The 13962-nt window shown below is 38.2% G+C and carries 13 protein-coding genes; 7 read left to right on the forward strand and 6 right to left on the reverse strand.

The annotated features are described in order from the left end of the window. Positions 1-33: 33 nt before the first annotated feature. Positions 34-1452, reverse strand: coding sequence for a dihydrolipoyl dehydrogenase (gene lpdA, locus A8B79_RS08180; RefSeq protein WP_066220757.1), 1419 nt, complete (start codon positions 1450-1452; stop codon positions 34-36). Between the two features lie 305 nt (positions 1453-1757). Here lpdA and A8B79_RS08185 point away from each other — a divergent pair, with 305 nt between their 5' ends. From A8B79_RS08185 to A8B79_RS08195, 3 genes are all read left to right on the forward strand, one after another. Next, a complete protein-coding gene (locus A8B79_RS08185; RefSeq protein ID WP_066220760.1) occupies positions 1758-2537 on the forward strand; it encodes a lytic murein transglycosylase in 780 nt (259 codons plus the stop codon). Between the two features lie 93 nt (positions 2538-2630). Next, positions 2631-3005 (forward strand): BlaI/MecI/CopY family transcriptional regulator, encoded by a 375-nt coding sequence (locus A8B79_RS08190; protein ID WP_066220762.1) that lies wholly within the window; start codon positions 2631-2633, stop codon positions 3003-3005. Further along, entirely contained in the window at positions 3002-6091 is a 3090-nt protein-coding gene (locus tag A8B79_RS08195) for a M56 family metallopeptidase (protein WP_066220764.1), read from the forward strand. The genes A8B79_RS08190 and A8B79_RS08195 overlap by 4 nt, the downstream gene beginning before the upstream one ends. 3 nt (positions 6092-6094) lie before the next feature. On the opposite strand, the gene A8B79_RS08200 is transcribed toward A8B79_RS08195, so the two are convergent. Beyond that, on the reverse strand, positions 6095-6589 hold the full coding sequence (locus A8B79_RS08200) for a GNAT family N-acetyltransferase (protein ID WP_066220769.1): 495 nt from the start codon (positions 6587-6589) through the stop codon (positions 6095-6097). A 144-nt stretch (positions 6590-6733) separates the two neighbouring features. On the opposite strand from A8B79_RS08200, the gene A8B79_RS08205 reads away from it, so the two are divergent. Beyond that, entirely contained in the window at positions 6734-7492 is a 759-nt protein-coding gene (locus A8B79_RS08205; RefSeq protein WP_066220772.1) for a hypothetical protein, read from the forward strand. A 63-nt stretch (positions 7493-7555) separates the two neighbouring features. On the opposite strand, the gene A8B79_RS08210 is transcribed toward A8B79_RS08205, so the two are convergent. Then, positions 7556-9166 (reverse strand): peptide chain release factor 3, encoded by a 1611-nt coding sequence (locus A8B79_RS08210; RefSeq protein ID WP_066220775.1) that lies wholly within the window; start codon positions 9164-9166, stop codon positions 7556-7558. Between the two features lie 99 nt (positions 9167-9265). Here A8B79_RS08210 and A8B79_RS08215 point away from each other — a divergent pair, with 99 nt between their 5' ends. Further along, the gene (locus A8B79_RS08215; protein WP_066220777.1) at positions 9266-9889 is read left to right on the forward strand and encodes a hypothetical protein; all 624 of its coding nucleotides are present in this window, start codon (positions 9266-9268) and stop codon (positions 9887-9889) included. Between the two features lie 11 nt (positions 9890-9900). Here the strand turns inward: A8B79_RS08215 and A8B79_RS08220 are convergent, their stop codons facing one another. Together A8B79_RS08220 and A8B79_RS08225 are read right to left on the reverse strand one after the other, a co-directional pair. Beyond that, positions 9901-10947 carry an alcohol dehydrogenase family protein gene (locus A8B79_RS08220; protein WP_066220780.1) on the reverse strand — a complete coding sequence of 349 codons (1047 nt, stop codon included), beginning with the start codon at positions 10945-10947 and terminating at the stop codon, positions 9901-9903. Beyond that, a complete protein-coding gene (locus tag A8B79_RS08225) occupies positions 10947-11360 on the reverse strand; it encodes a DUF3052 family protein (protein ID WP_066220783.1) in 414 nt (137 codons plus the stop codon). Before A8B79_RS08225 ends, A8B79_RS08220 begins: the two co-directional genes overlap by 1 nt. 138 nt (positions 11361-11498) lie before the next feature. On the opposite strand from A8B79_RS08225, the gene A8B79_RS08230 reads away from it, so the two are divergent. After that, entirely contained in the window at positions 11499-11942 is a 444-nt protein-coding gene (locus A8B79_RS08230) for a TraR/DksA family transcriptional regulator (protein ID WP_066220786.1), read from the forward strand. Between the two features lie 8 nt (positions 11943-11950). Here the strand turns inward: A8B79_RS08230 and A8B79_RS08235 are convergent, their stop codons facing one another. Beyond that, positions 11951-12865 carry a type I restriction enzyme HsdR N-terminal domain-containing protein gene (locus tag A8B79_RS08235; RefSeq protein WP_066220789.1) on the reverse strand — a complete coding sequence of 305 codons (915 nt, stop codon included), beginning with the start codon at positions 12863-12865 and terminating at the stop codon, positions 11951-11953. Between the two features lie 126 nt (positions 12866-12991). Between A8B79_RS08235 and A8B79_RS08240 the strand changes: the two genes are divergently transcribed. After that, positions 12992-13936, forward strand: a complete 945-nt coding sequence (locus A8B79_RS08240) for a YheT family hydrolase (RefSeq protein ID WP_066220793.1) — start codon at positions 12992-12994, stop codon at positions 13934-13936. Positions 13937-13962: the final 26 nt, after the last annotated feature.

Here is a 13962-nt window from a genome sequence, read left to right on the forward strand (position 1 = left end):
AGGCGCTGATAAATAATCAGCACTTCAGTGATCTTATTTCTTAACCGGAGTTCCTAAATGAACACCTTCGTTATACGCTTCAGCTACAGCTTCCATTACCGCTTCAGATAATGTTGGATGCGGATGAATAGCGTTGATGATCTCATGTCCGGTAGTTTCCAGATCACGTGCTACAACTGCTTCAGCAACCATTTCGGTAACGCCGAATCCGATCATGTGAAGACCTAACCATTCGCCGTATTTAGCATCAAATACAACTTTTACGAAGCCTTCTTCATGTCCAAGCGCGGTAGCTTTACCACTTGCTGATAATGGGAATTTCCCAACTTTAACATCGTAACCTTCTTCCTTAGCAGCAGCTTCGGTCAATCCAACAGAAGCAACCTGAGGCTCACAATATGTACAGCCCGGAATATTTCCATAGTTAATTGGCTTAGGATTTTTACCGGCTAATTGCTCAGCAAGCACAACTGCTTCATGAGAAGCTTTGTGAGCCAACCAAGGAGCGCCGATGATATCACCGATTGCATAAATACCGTCAACACCTGTTGAGTAATCTGATTTGTCTACAACAATGGCACCTCGTTCAACTTTTACGCCGATATCTTCAAGGCCAAGACCTTCTACATTTCCTGTTACACCAACTGCGGAAAGAACAACATCAGCCTCGATGACTTCCTCACCTTTTTTGGTTTTAACAGTCACTTTAACGCCGGAACCTTTTTTCTCAACTTTTTCTACTGTGCTTTCCAGCATCAGGTTCATGCCTTTTTTCTTGTAGATCTTACCAAGTTCTTTTCCAACGTCCTGATCTTCAACAGGAACCAAAGTCTTCTGAAGCTCAACTATCGTTACTTCAGTTCCTAAGGTGTGGTAGAAGTAAGCGAACTCAACGCCGATCGCACCGGCACCAATGATCACCATTTTCTTTGGCTGCTTTTCCATGGTCATCGCCTTTTCAGAATCGATGATCATTTCGCCGTCGATCTCCAGATTTGGAAGTTGACGCGGACGAGCACCTGTAGCAATTATAAAATGCTTGGCTTTAATACTTTCTGTTTCTTTTCCTTTTTCGTCATTAACAGCAAGCTCTGATTTTGACTTGAAAACACCTGTTCCCATGAAAACATCGATCTTGTTCGCTTTCATTAAGAACTGAACACCTTTGCTCATTTTATTGGCAACACCGCGGCTTCTTTTAACCATGCCACCGAAATCAGCTTTCACATCTTTAACAGAAATTCCATAGTCTTCGGCATGCTGAATAGATTCCATAACTTCTGCAGAGCGAAGTAACGCTTTAGTTGGAATACATCCGATATTTAAACAAACACCACCAAGGTGTCTTTTTTCTACGATTGCGGTTTTAAAACCAAGTTGTGATGCACGGATTGCAGCTACATATCCGCCGGGTCCCGACCCGATTACACATACATCAAATTCTTTTGCCATGATTTCCTTTTAATAATTTTTTCAAGATTCAGATGATTCTGCCACTAGAGCACAAAATCACGAAAGAAAACACATTTTTGTGCTTTCGTGTTTCCGTGGCTTATCACTAATTTCTGAATCCGGTTTAAGAGTAGAATTAGCAAATTCGCCAAGACTCAAAAGATAAGGGATTTTGTATTGAAGTTCGAGTTTGTAAGAATCATTGTTTTAAAACTGATACAACCTTTCACAAAATACTATTTCTACTTCGATTCAGTTTTATTATAATCAGGAAATCATTTTACAGATCAGGACGGTACAATAATATGATAGGATCAGATTTAAAGAAGGGAGTTTTTGCGCTCCTGTTAATTGTTTTTGGATGGAATGCGGTTGCAAATGCAGCGAGCAACCCCGATGAGGAATACAAAGCAAAACTGATAGAGCACTTCGAGAAAAAAGGTGTGGACATCCGACCTTATTTTGAAGACTCCAGATTTGAATTGATCAACGGAATCACTGAAAAATTCACCCGCTCTGCTGAGGTCAAGATCGACAGTTTCGAAAAGTATCAGAAGGTGTTGGGTTATGACAATAAGAAAAACAAGATCGCTTCCTTTTACCAGTTGCATAAAGAAGATCTGGCAAAGGCAGAAAAAGAATACGGTATTCCCAAAGAAGTGATCATTGGGATACTAGGAGTGGAATCAGAATTTGGTAAGTACGAAGGGAAGTACAATCCTTTTAATGCGTATGTATCAATGATCAAAGAAGGACATCGTGCTAAATTTGCTCTTGCACAGTTAGAAGAGTTAATTGAGTGGGCAAATAAAAGAGAAGTAGATATTTTGGCTCTTAAATCCAGTTATGCCGGAGCAATGTCATATGCACAGTTTATTCCCTGGTCGCTAAACCGTTGGTTTGTTGGAGATGATCTTTACGACATGAGCAATAATATTTACTCAGTAGGTAAATACCTGGCTCATTTCAAGGAAATAACCGGTAGTGTTGAAGATGCAATTCTCAGATATAACAACAGCGGATTATACCAACAGGCTGTGCTTGGTTTGGCTGAAGATGCGAAAGAAGTGACAAGCCAACCGTAGTTTAAATCCTCTTCAGGGACGATTAAAAGATAAAGTTTGGATTTAGATATTTTTATTCTACATTTGTAGAAACAACTCTAAACTTGTAGAACAATGCAATTATCTCAAACTGAAGAAGAACTGATGCAGCATTTGTGGAAGCTTAAAAAGGCTTTCATGAAAGATCTGTTAGAAGCTTATCCCGAAAGCGAGCAACCGGCGCCAACTACGGTAGCCACTCTTTTAAAGCGAATGCAGGACAAAGGATTCGTAGACTATAAACAGTTTGGAAGATCCCGGGAATATTTTCCATTGGTTAAAAAGTCTGATTATTTCTCGAAGCATGTGAACGGATTGATCAAAAAGTTCTTCAACAATTCCACGTCGCAGTTTGCTTCCTTTTTCACTTCAGAAACGAATCTATCAGAAAAAGAACTACAGGAGCTGAAGTCTATCATTGATAAGGAAATCAAAAAGAAACAGTCATGATTGCGTATCTAATTAAATCCGGTCTTTGTTTGGTCATCCTTTTAGGAATCTATCTACTATTCCTTGAGCGTGAAAAGATACATCGATTTAATCGGTTCTTTTTATTGTTTGCATTGATGCTGGGTTTGACTGTGCCTTTTATAAATTTTCAGTTTTTTCCTGATCCGGAAACGACTAGTACCGAAACCCAATACGCTGCAAAACTAGCAAGAAACTCTGCCAAGGCGGTTTCTGTAGTGACTGCGACTTATTCTGATTTCATAGAGGATGTAATAGAACCGGAAATAGAAGAGCCAAATCAGAAAGCGACAAAAAAAATAGATCCGTTAGTTTCTTCTAAAGAAATAGTTTCAACAAATCATCAAGGCGAGAGTAACGAAGTTGCTGAACCGGCTGGTGAAAAACTGATCAATGGTCCAGAATTGAAAGGTGAGAAACTCTCTAATATCGAATCAAGAACTTCGAAATCAACTACCGGATTAGCTATCTCATTGAAGAATGTGATCATTGGATTAAATGTTATAGTGACGTTATTTTTATTGATTCGATTGATTTATGGAGTATTAGGCTTTTACAAAAAAAGAAAGTGTAACCAATTAATAGAATATGGTTCAGCGAAAGTTAGTTTGCTAGATGTTCCTACCGTTCCACATACTTTTTTGAATACGATCTATGTGAACAAGGCTCAGTTTGAATCAGGAGAATTAAGTAAAGAAATCCTGGATCATGAACTTACTCATGCCCGGCAAAAACACTCATGGGATGTGCTGTTTATTGAGCTTTTGAGAATTGTATTTTGGTTTAACCCGATCTTTTACTTTTATAAAAGAGCAATTCAAATCAATCACGAATTTTTGGCGGATGATTCCGTGATTACAAAGACTCAGGATTCAGTCAGCTACCAAAAGCTGTTACTGGACTCGATCTTCCCAACCTATCAAACCAACTTGGCTAGTACTTTTAATTATTCACTAACCAAGAAACGTTTTAAAATGATGGTGAAGGAATATTCCCTATTGTCTGCTACCACAAGGAAAGCGCTGCTTATCCCGGTACTAACCTGTATCATATTTATGTTTTGTACAGACATCGGAACTGAAAAAAAGATCTATGAAATTAATGGTGTGGAGTATGTACCCGCCTATTTTAATGACGGACATGAAGCCAATGAGCTTGTTTTAATCGAGTATGAAGAAAAAAAGAACTCCTGGAATCCAGGGGTTTATAAGCACTATGATAGAGAGGGGAATTTATTTACCGGAGATCTGCAGTTATTCGATAAAGAAAGTGGCAGATTACAATCAGAATTCGAAATAAAAGATGGAAAACTATTATTAAGAGTGGAATATATAGAACCACCTACCGGAAGATATTCGTTAATGCGAACAATCTATGACAGTGATTTGGAGTCTGTTGGAATGTATTCCCACGAAAACAAACTAACTGGTAGTATTTCTAGAATCAATGGCGTTGCATTTTCAATGATTAATATGACAAGTCTAGACTCATTAGGGTCATGGTCTGATCTGTATTGGATGGGAGAAGCTAAGGATAGCTCAGCTACAGATACTGCTTTAATAAGTATATTTACCAGAGATGGCTTCTTAGAAAGTATGCGTTTATCAACTCAAGGTGATAAAAATATACCTATAAAATTAAGGCATATTGAGGTGATCACCAACGAAGCTCAGGAGAAATACGAACGAGCACTAATTGAATATAAAAGAACACTTTCTAATAATGATGAAGATCAATTATGGTATGCCTATGAGGAGTTAAAACTAGATCGATCAAGGTGGGTGGCTTTCAGAAGAGAGCTCTACCAAAATTATAAAAAAGAAATAGCACCGCCGGTACCCCCAATGCCTGGCTATCCTAACAATTCGAAAGTGGATAGTGGAATCAACTATAAAACACCTTTGCATAAGCGATATGCAGAGCTTTCAGATGAGTTTGACAAGAAAGAAGCTATTTTCTTGGAAACCAAAACGGATACGAATTTAATAGAGTATTCGAATCTATATCACAAACGATTAAGTCTATACAGAAATATAAAAGAAATTGATTCTACAATAAAGCCACCGAGACCGCTTTTACCAATAAAAAAGGAGCAGTACAACAGAGTTAAAAATAACATTGAAGATAAAAAGCAGATATACAACTCGAGTGAAAAAGCAAATGGCGATTCACCATTTCTGGATGATTATCTGTCAAGACTTAGTAAATACGATAACGTATTGAAGAGTTATAATGGAGGAGATAAAACAGCAAGGGATGTTTTATATGAGAGGGTTAGAGTGATCTACTTTCATGAGCGTTTAACTCCAAATGAGCAGCTATCATATGGGGTTCCAAATCTGGACCCATCAATAATGGATAAAATTACACTCAATGAACAAGAGACAAAATATCATGCAATGTTGAGTGATTATCTAGAACTAAGAGGAACATATAGTGAGCGCCCAGATGATAAGAACGACGTTCTTTATAAAGAATTCAGCGAATTAAAAAAGATTTATGATGATCTCAATTTTTATTCTAGGATATTTATAGTTGACAATTTACCACCTGGTTCTGATAAATATTTTATGGATATAGAACAGGATAAAGGAATAATCAATGAATTTGAAAGATTAAGGTCTGCAAGTTTTTCTGAGCTACCAGATACATTAACTATTCATTATGTGAACGAGTTAGGAAACGTAGTTACAAAAAGAAACAGTGAGCTTACATCTCCTGAAATAGATTACCTCAAAAATAATGCAAAAAAATCTAATGTCACTCAGGTTTATCCCTTACCAGTAGAAAGGAAACCGACTGATGATGAAATCAAAAAATGGCAAGACGATTACTATTATCAAACTTGGTTCGATGGAGAGATTATTCAGAATGAACAATTATTAGAAATGGATTTGGATAAAATCCATCATTTTAGAATTCATAAAATAAGATGGAACGGAAACCGGCGAGTGCCTTATGATTATCAAGTGTTGATATACTCTTACAATGCATTTAATGAAATGGTAGAAAAATATCGACCAAATAAAAGCATGATGGCACTTCACGATGCGATTTTAATTGACTAAGGTTTAGTTTTCTAAATCCTTCGTCATAAACCACCATTTCGGTTCGCCGTACTCAAATCCTTCTCTTTCGTAGAGATTCTGTGCGGGATTATCTTCGCGAACTTCGAGTGTGATTTTGGAACAGCCCATTCTTTCTGCTTCATCATGAACAGCATCCAAAAGTTTTGTTCCAACTCCCATGCCTCTTGCATCAGGGTGAACGGCTACGTCATGAATTTTGAAAGTTTTGCTGGCTGTAAAGGTTGAATAACCAATAAAGCAGGTCACGATCCCAAGTACTTTTTCCTCATGATAGGCCATGTAAGTCATTGTAGTAGGGATTTTCTTCATTTCAGCGATCATATCAACTCTTACTTCTTCGCTGAGTGCTTCATCCTGACCCATGGGATCTTTGGCAAACAAGTCTACGATATTTACAATATCAGCAGCATGTTTAGGGTTATCAAGATCGGCTTTAATAATTTTTACTTGCTCGGAAACCTTAGTTTCAGTAATCAATTTTAATATAGATGCATTAATTTTTTTGCGAACCTTAAACTAGGGACTTTTTAGCGGCTTATAAAGGGGAAATGAAGATCTTTACAAATTGGTTATATAATTAATAATATGGAACAAATCTGGCTAATAAGACTTTAAAAATTCATGATAAACTATAAAACACTTTTCGGGGCAGTACTTTTAATTTCTACGCTTTTTGTAGGATGTAGTAGTAACAATGGAAATAATGGAAACGGGAATAGCTTTTCCAGCACACAAGATGTTGGGGATTCAGCCAATGACTTTCTATCAAGCAGTAACTACAGCTCATTGATTATAGAAATAGATTACGTTGAAGGATTTCAGCCGACCCAAACCGCGCTGAATAATTTGAGGTCGTTTCTTCAAGATCGACTCAACAAAACCACCATATCTATTTCGCTAGATGATGAAATTCCATCACCCGGAAATTCTCCTTACTCCCCTCAAGAGACTCATGATATCGAAGAGGAGCATAGAAATACTTATACAGAAGGGAATACTTTAGCTGCCTATTTTTTAATCCTTGACGGACAATTTGAACAGGAAAATGTATTGGGATTTGCCTATTTCAACACATCTATGGCTTTGTTAGGTGGAACGATCGATGAAAATTCAGGCGGATTCAATCAGCCAAGCAGAGAAACTATGGAAACAACGGTTTTCCGGCACGAGTTTAGTCATATTCTTGGCTTAGTAGGCAACGGAACTCCTACCGTACAAGATCATCAGGATGAAGCCAATGGTGCTCATTGCGATGTGGACACGTGTTTAATGTATTTTGCAGTTCGTACGTCAGATTTTGCAAGCAATCTGATGGGAGGAAATGTTCCGGAACTGGATTCTCAATGCATTCAGGATCTGCAAGCTAATGGAGGAAAGTAGAGCAATGATCAATTAAGAATGTTTCAATTGAACAATTCTTAATTGATAAATTGATCATTGAAATTAGCCTTGCTTGAACTTGAATAAATGCTGAGCACCTACTTTTTCTTCTGCTTGATTTAAAGCATACATAGACTCGAATAGCACGATCGGATTTTCTTCCATGTCTTTGGTTACGTGTGTAGAGTAACTGGATTCCAGTTTTTTAATCACCTCAGGCTCATCATTTGGCAACCATCTGGCACAATAGTAAGAAACAGGAGTTTTAACTAATTCAACACTGTACTCTTCCAGCATTCGGTGCTCAACAACTTCAAACTGGAGCACACCTACTGTTCCCAATAAAAGCTCGTTTCCAACTCCATTTGGTACTTCAAATACATGAACCACCCCTTCTTCAGAAAGTTGCCGTAACCCTTCACGAAGCTGCTTTCTTTTAAAAGGATCTTTAGTAGCTACTTTTTGGAAATGTTCCGGAGTGAATAATGGAATCACATCAAAACGAACGTCATTTTTTTCATAGATCGTTGTTCCAATTCTGAAATCACCGGGATTGAAAATAGAAACAATATCTCCGGGATAGGCTTCTTCCATAAGCTGGCGTTCGTCACCCATCAAAGTATGCGGTGTCGCCATTTTAATTTTCTTACCGGTATGAGAGATGACCACATTTTGGCCACGTTGGAATTTTCCTGACGCAACCCGAATAAAAGCTGCACAATCTCTGTGACCGGGATTCATATTAGCCTGCATCTTAAAAATAAATCCTGAAAATGCATCATCAATGGAGCGCTCTCCCCCTTCGGCTTGTTCATACATTTGAGGAGAAGGAGCAAGCTGATGGAAATAGTTCAGAAACACATCCAGCCCGAAATTGTTTAACGCCGAACCAAAGAAAACCGGAGTAACTTTTCCGGTGCTGTAAAGTTCTTTATCCATATTCGGATACATGTCTTCGATAAGCATCACTTCTTCACGAAAAGCGTCTTTTTCAACATCCGAAAGGTTGCTTTGTGCGAGCGCATCTTCTACCGACATTGACTCTGTTATGGCTTTCTTTGTTCCATGTTCAGATTTTTCATAAACATGAACTTGCCCACCGATCACATCATAGATCCCTTGAAATTTTTGTCCGTAGCCCATCGGCCAACTTGCAGGCACGGCTTCAATTCCTAGTTTGGATTCCACATTACTTAAAACTTCCAGCGGATCCATCCCGGGACGGTCACACTTGTTTACAAATGTAATTACGGGAACTTCACGAAGCTTACAGACTTCAAACAGCTTTTCAGTTTGTTCCTCAACTCCTTTTGCAACGTCAATTACCATCAATCCACAATCAGCGGCAACGAGTGTACGCAGTGTATCCTCAGAAAAATCCTTGTGACCCGGAGTATCAAGCAAGTTGTATTTGATGCCGTCTTTTTCGAAACGCATAACGGAAGAGGTCACCGAGATTCCACGCTCTTTTTCTATGGCCATCCAATCTGATGCAGCGTGATGCGAAGCTTTACGGGCACGAACGGATCCGGCCTCATGAATAGCTCCACCATAAAGTAGTAACTTTTCTGTGAGTGTTGTTTTACCCGCATCCGGGTGAGAAATAATTGCGAATGTACGTCTTCTCTTTGCTTCTTTTAGAATAGGAGAATCGGCAGTTGCCGTTGATGACATGAAATGTTCTTTTGCTTTAATTTCTTAAAAATAAGGTTTAATAGACTTTTTTACCTATTCTATTGTTGATTATTTAAGTTATAATAAATACAATAGATTATGGTACGGTCACTAACCACATTGATTTTAGTTTTTTGTTTCTCCACTATTGTGAGTGCACAAGTAGTAGATGACAGTTCTATTGAAGACGCTCAGAATGGCGGATATACATTTGTTGAGGGAATGTTTGTAGCGTATTTGGCTGATACCGTTTCACCGGGATTTATAGAGAGAAGCTTTCAAGAATTAAATATACCTGTTCTAGACACTCAAATTGAGCCTTTGGTAGTTAGCGTTGTAAATCAGCCGTCTGAGGAAAGCTTGGCAGCTTTGAATGAACACCCCAAAGTCTTGAATATGTATACGATGATCGATAAGGTGAGTATAGAAAGAACGAACAAGTTACTTAAGCAACAGGGGTTCACAGAAGAACAAATAAAGGAACTGCATAAAGAATCGCCGGAAATGACGATGTATATAATTCGTTTCGATTATTCAGTAAATGAAAAAATTGCCAAACAAATTTTGGAAGGATATCGAGATGTGGCTTATAGAATTTTAAGTAAGCCACTAAAAACGGTTACTCTGAAGGCAGAAGTTGGCGAAGAACCGCTACTAATGGATAAAGTAGAGCAACTTCATTTTGTAGAAAGCACAGCGATGATAGGGACGATCAAGAATTAGTGAGTTTTTATTCAAGGCTTCAGTAAAACCTTTAAACATTTATCTTTTTCTTCATCAAAGAAACGATAGGCCTCAACCCCATCTTTAAGGTCGAATGTGTGGGTTATCACATCTGTAAGTTGAAGATCTCCGTTTTGAACTAGTGGGATAAGTTTTTCAGCATAAGAACGGGAAGAGCACCTTCCTGCTTTCAGGACAATATTTTTATCGTACATATCGGGTGGAGAAAAAGGAAGCTGATCGAATGCTTGAACTCCTATAGAAGCTAAAATGCCACCGGGACGAAGAATATCAAAAGCAGTTTTCATAGACGCTTTACTTCCCACGGCCTCAATGACTGAGTCTGCTCCAATTCCATTTGTTCGTTCCAGGATTTTTTCTACAGCATTTTCTTTCAGATAGTTGACAGGAATCGCACCATTCTGTTCAGCGAATTCTAATCTGAAATCAATTCCATCAATGGCGTATATATTTTCACAACCGAAATAAACAGCGGCTTTTATAGCCATTATTCCTACCGGCCCACAACCAATCACGATGCAGGTGTCTTTTGATTTTAATTCTGCCAATTCAGCACCGAAATATCCTGTTGAGGCAATATCAGCAATCAAATTTCCTTGCTCCCATGAGACGTCGTCGGGAAGATGAATCAGAGTTGCATCAGCCATTGGAACACGAACATACTCAGCATGAACACCATGAAGTCCGGAGCCGTTTTCTCGCCAGCCGTAAAGCTGACTTTCTACACAGCGGGCAGTTAATCCTATCTCACAAAAATGGCATTGGCCACAATTTACTGTAAACGGAGATAAGACCCGATCGCCGGTTTTAAAATTTGATACATCTTCTCCAACATCTACAACAGTTCCCGTAAATTCATGTCCCATTATAGTTCCGGTATCAATCCCTGTTTCCCTTCCATGATAAACATGCATATCAGAGCCGCAAATTGCCGCTCGTTCTACTTTTACTATTGTATCAGTTGGGAACTCAAGTACCGGATCAGAAACTTCTGAGAGTGAAACAGATCTTATATCTTGAAAAGTTATTGCTTTCATTATTTTCGATCTTCTATTCTGTATACAAATTTCAATCCACTCCAGTCTTCATCAACGGCGCACACCTTCACATCTACCAAACCGAGATTTAGCCCCAAAGTTCGGACTTCACTTTCAGGAAAAGTGGCTTCATAATTTTTGGATGCCTTTTTGATCCAGGAAACCCAGATCGATCCATTTTTATCGAGTTTTTCTTTAAGAGGAGGAAACAAATTGTGAAGCTCTTCTTCTATTTTACAGAAAACATGAATAAAGTCGATCAAATCAGGGTGGGTTTGACTTACTAGCTGAACTCCTTCCGGGAATTCGCCTAGTAAACTCTGATAATGATCGGGTTCATTCACAAAGAGAATTTTGTAATCGGGCTTAATGCCTAGCTTTTTTAATAAGGGAGTGCCTGAATATCCTGCCATAATTCAAGTTGTTTATCTGAATATAACATAGAAATGGGAATAGACTAAGTGCTTGATCATAAACATGAAATGATGAGCTTGGATAACCTGTTATAATATATAGAATAGAAAGAGAACAATAATACAAATTGAGATTTTATGTCAAGTAACGAAACTCCCGTCGACAATACAGCACTAACAGAAAAAGAACTTGATCACTTTAGAAACAAACTCGTGGATGAACAAAAGAAAGCGGAAAATAAGATCAATGAACTTGAGCAATCTTTGGAAGATATCGAAGCAAATAAAGGTGACAGAGCTTCTTCATCTGCACATCATCAAGGGAATTTAGGGTCATTGGAAGAGCAAAGAGAAACGAAGTACACTCTGATTGAAAAGCAGAAGAGAAAACTCGAAAAAATTAATGTAGCGTTAGACCGTATTGCTACAGGTAATTATGGTACTTGTGTAGTAACCGGAGATCAGATTCAACGAGAAAGGCTGGAAATCATGCCATATGCTGTTCAAAGTGTAGATGCTATGGAAGGAAATATAGAACCGGATGAAAAAGAACGATTAAGTGTTAATGAAGCAACAGGTTAAGGGTTACGTCAACTTTTAGTTAAAAAATCTGAAAGCTGACTAATTAAACTACTTACAGATTGCTCAAAATCGAAGGCTATCTCTTTATGAAGATCAACATTAAAGGTGCCGGCTCCGGATTGTATCGTAGTATTTTTTGAATCTCCGCTTGCCAGAAGATCTAAAGAAGAAGATAACAAGGCTGTATTCTCCCCTCTTTTATTCAAAACACAGTTTAGTTTTGTTGATCCAAAAGGAGTAGATGTTAAGGAAACCGCTAATTTTACAGAGCCATCAAGATCAAATATGCTGTAATAGTTGGGAAGAAGTAATTCTTTCGGGGAACCTTCGAACTTAAAATACTTTGGCAGCGAATTTCTTTCAGCGCCATATAAGAACTCACAACTTTCCAGTACCCATTTTCTAGCTGCCGGATGTGTTTTGTTTCCGGCAAACCCTCGTTTATTCCAATACTCAAAGTCTCTTTTCACAGTTGACCGAGCATTGAATTTTTCCGGGATGTGAGGCAGGCTACTAACAGAATCTGATTGAGTATCAAACCAAAGATCTTCCAGACCATTTGTAATAAGCAGATAAGGAGCCTCTACTTTTTGATTGTATCGTGCGATCTGAACAGAGGCTTTTTCATTAAGTGCTATTTCAGGAGCTTTACATTCAACTAAAAGAAATGGCTTGAAATCTTTATCGAAACAAATAATGTCTGTTCTGGACGCAGATTTATCTCTTGGTAAATTAACGGGTGATTCGAATGAAATTCTGGAAGCAGAAAACCCGGCCTCCAGTATCAAGTAGTCCACAATTTGAAGCCTAACTCTTTCTTCCGGTCGATCAACGAATGATTTTTTCAGAATCGGGTTCCAAAGAAGTTTGGTGCCATCCCTGAATACATATTGTGGAAAGTGATTTTGTGCTACGCTCTGCAAATCGGATGTTTTGAATGAGAAAGAAAATAAGAGTTAGAAATCTTATGCCAAATAAATCTATGAACTTCTTAGACAAAACATATCAGCAGAAACTGAAATAAACATAAATCACCAGTATCTTCAGGGATGGTTGATCAAGATAAAATTCAGTTCGAGAAATTTAAACCGGTTTGGTGGGCTCCCGAAGTTCATACTCAAACGGTAATAGCTTCATTTTCAGAAACCAAAGATCCTGATTCAGAAAGAATTGAGATTCCTACACCTGATAATGATTTTCTGGAACTGGAAGTAGTGGATCTTAAAAACGGAAAGCCGGTTGTAGCACTTTTTCATGGACTTGAAGGGTCTTCCCAAAGGCATTATATCCAGAACTTGATGAGTGATTTGAGACAAGCCGGATATTCTTCCGTAGCTTTGAATTTCAGAAGTTGTGGAACTAAGATGAATCTGCAAAAAAGAATGTACCACTCCGGTGAAACGGAAGATTATAAAACACTTTTCAACTGGATGGAGGAATATTTTTCAGGTTCTGAGATCTATGCGGTAGGTTTTTCATTAGGAGGAAATGCATTAGTTAAATCGCTTGGTGAATTAGAAGAGACACACCCTGTTAGTAAAGCGGTAGCAGTTTCCCCTCCATACGATCTAAAAGGAGGTTCCTTAAGAATGGATAAAGGGTTCAATAAGATATATCAAAAAAGATTTTTGGATACACTTTCAGAAAAGTCAGATCTGAAAAGAGAGCAGTTTCCTGATTTTCCGAAATTCACTGGAAGTTCTGTTTACGATTTTGATGATCAGGTAACAGCTCCGGTACATGGGTTTAAAGGCGCAGATGATTATTATGAGCAATGCTCATCAAAGCACTTTTATAAGCGCGTTGAAAAACCGTTATTGGTTATCCATTCCAAGGCAGATTCTTTGTGTCCACTTGAATTTGCACCTTTTGAAGATCTTGAATCGAACAGGTTTATCAGAACTCTGTTTACCGAATCCGGTGGTCACGTTGGTTTTATAAGCCAAAAAAGAGGATGGTTAAACCGAACGATCATCAAATGGTTAAATAGCTAAAACGATTTGTATCTTAGCAATGTTAA

The organism is Balneola sp. EhC07 (assembly GCF_001650905.1).
GTDB lineage: Bacteria > Bacteroidota > Rhodothermia > Balneolales > Balneolaceae > Balneola.

What these genes read in the sequence shown, in the direction of transcription:
- lpdA (WP_066220757.1), bottom strand. Translation starts at nt 1,452, where the DNA reads ATGGCAAAAGAATTTGATGTATGTGTAATCGGGTCGGGACCCGGCGGA.
- A8B79_RS08185 (WP_066220760.1), top strand. Translation starts at nt 1,758, where the DNA reads ATGATAGGATCAGATTTAAAGAAGGGAGTTTTTGCGCTCCTGTTAATT.
- A8B79_RS08190 (WP_066220762.1), top strand. Translation starts at nt 2,631, where the DNA reads ATGCAATTATCTCAAACTGAAGAAGAACTGATGCAGCATTTGTGGAAG.
- A8B79_RS08195 (WP_066220764.1), top strand. Translation starts at nt 3,002, where the DNA reads ATGATTGCGTATCTAATTAAATCCGGTCTTTGTTTGGTCATCCTTTTA.
- A8B79_RS08205 (WP_066220772.1), top strand. Translation starts at nt 6,734, where the DNA reads ATGATAAACTATAAAACACTTTTCGGGGCAGTACTTTTAATTTCTACG.
- A8B79_RS08210 (WP_066220775.1), bottom strand. Translation starts at nt 9,166, where the DNA reads ATGTCATCAACGGCAACTGCCGATTCTCCTATTCTAAAAGAAGCAAAG.
- A8B79_RS08215 (WP_066220777.1), top strand. Translation starts at nt 9,266, where the DNA reads ATGGTACGGTCACTAACCACATTGATTTTAGTTTTTTGTTTCTCCACT.
- A8B79_RS08220 (WP_066220780.1), bottom strand. Translation starts at nt 10,947, where the DNA reads ATGAAAGCAATAACTTTTCAAGATATAAGATCTGTTTCACTCTCAGAA.
- A8B79_RS08225 (WP_066220783.1), bottom strand. Translation starts at nt 11,360, where the DNA reads ATGGCAGGATATTCAGGCACTCCCTTATTAAAAAAGCTAGGCATTAAG.
- A8B79_RS08230 (WP_066220786.1), top strand. Translation starts at nt 11,499, where the DNA reads ATGTCAAGTAACGAAACTCCCGTCGACAATACAGCACTAACAGAAAAA.
- A8B79_RS08240 (WP_066220793.1), top strand. Translation starts at nt 12,992, where the DNA reads ATGGTTGATCAAGATAAAATTCAGTTCGAGAAATTTAAACCGGTTTGG.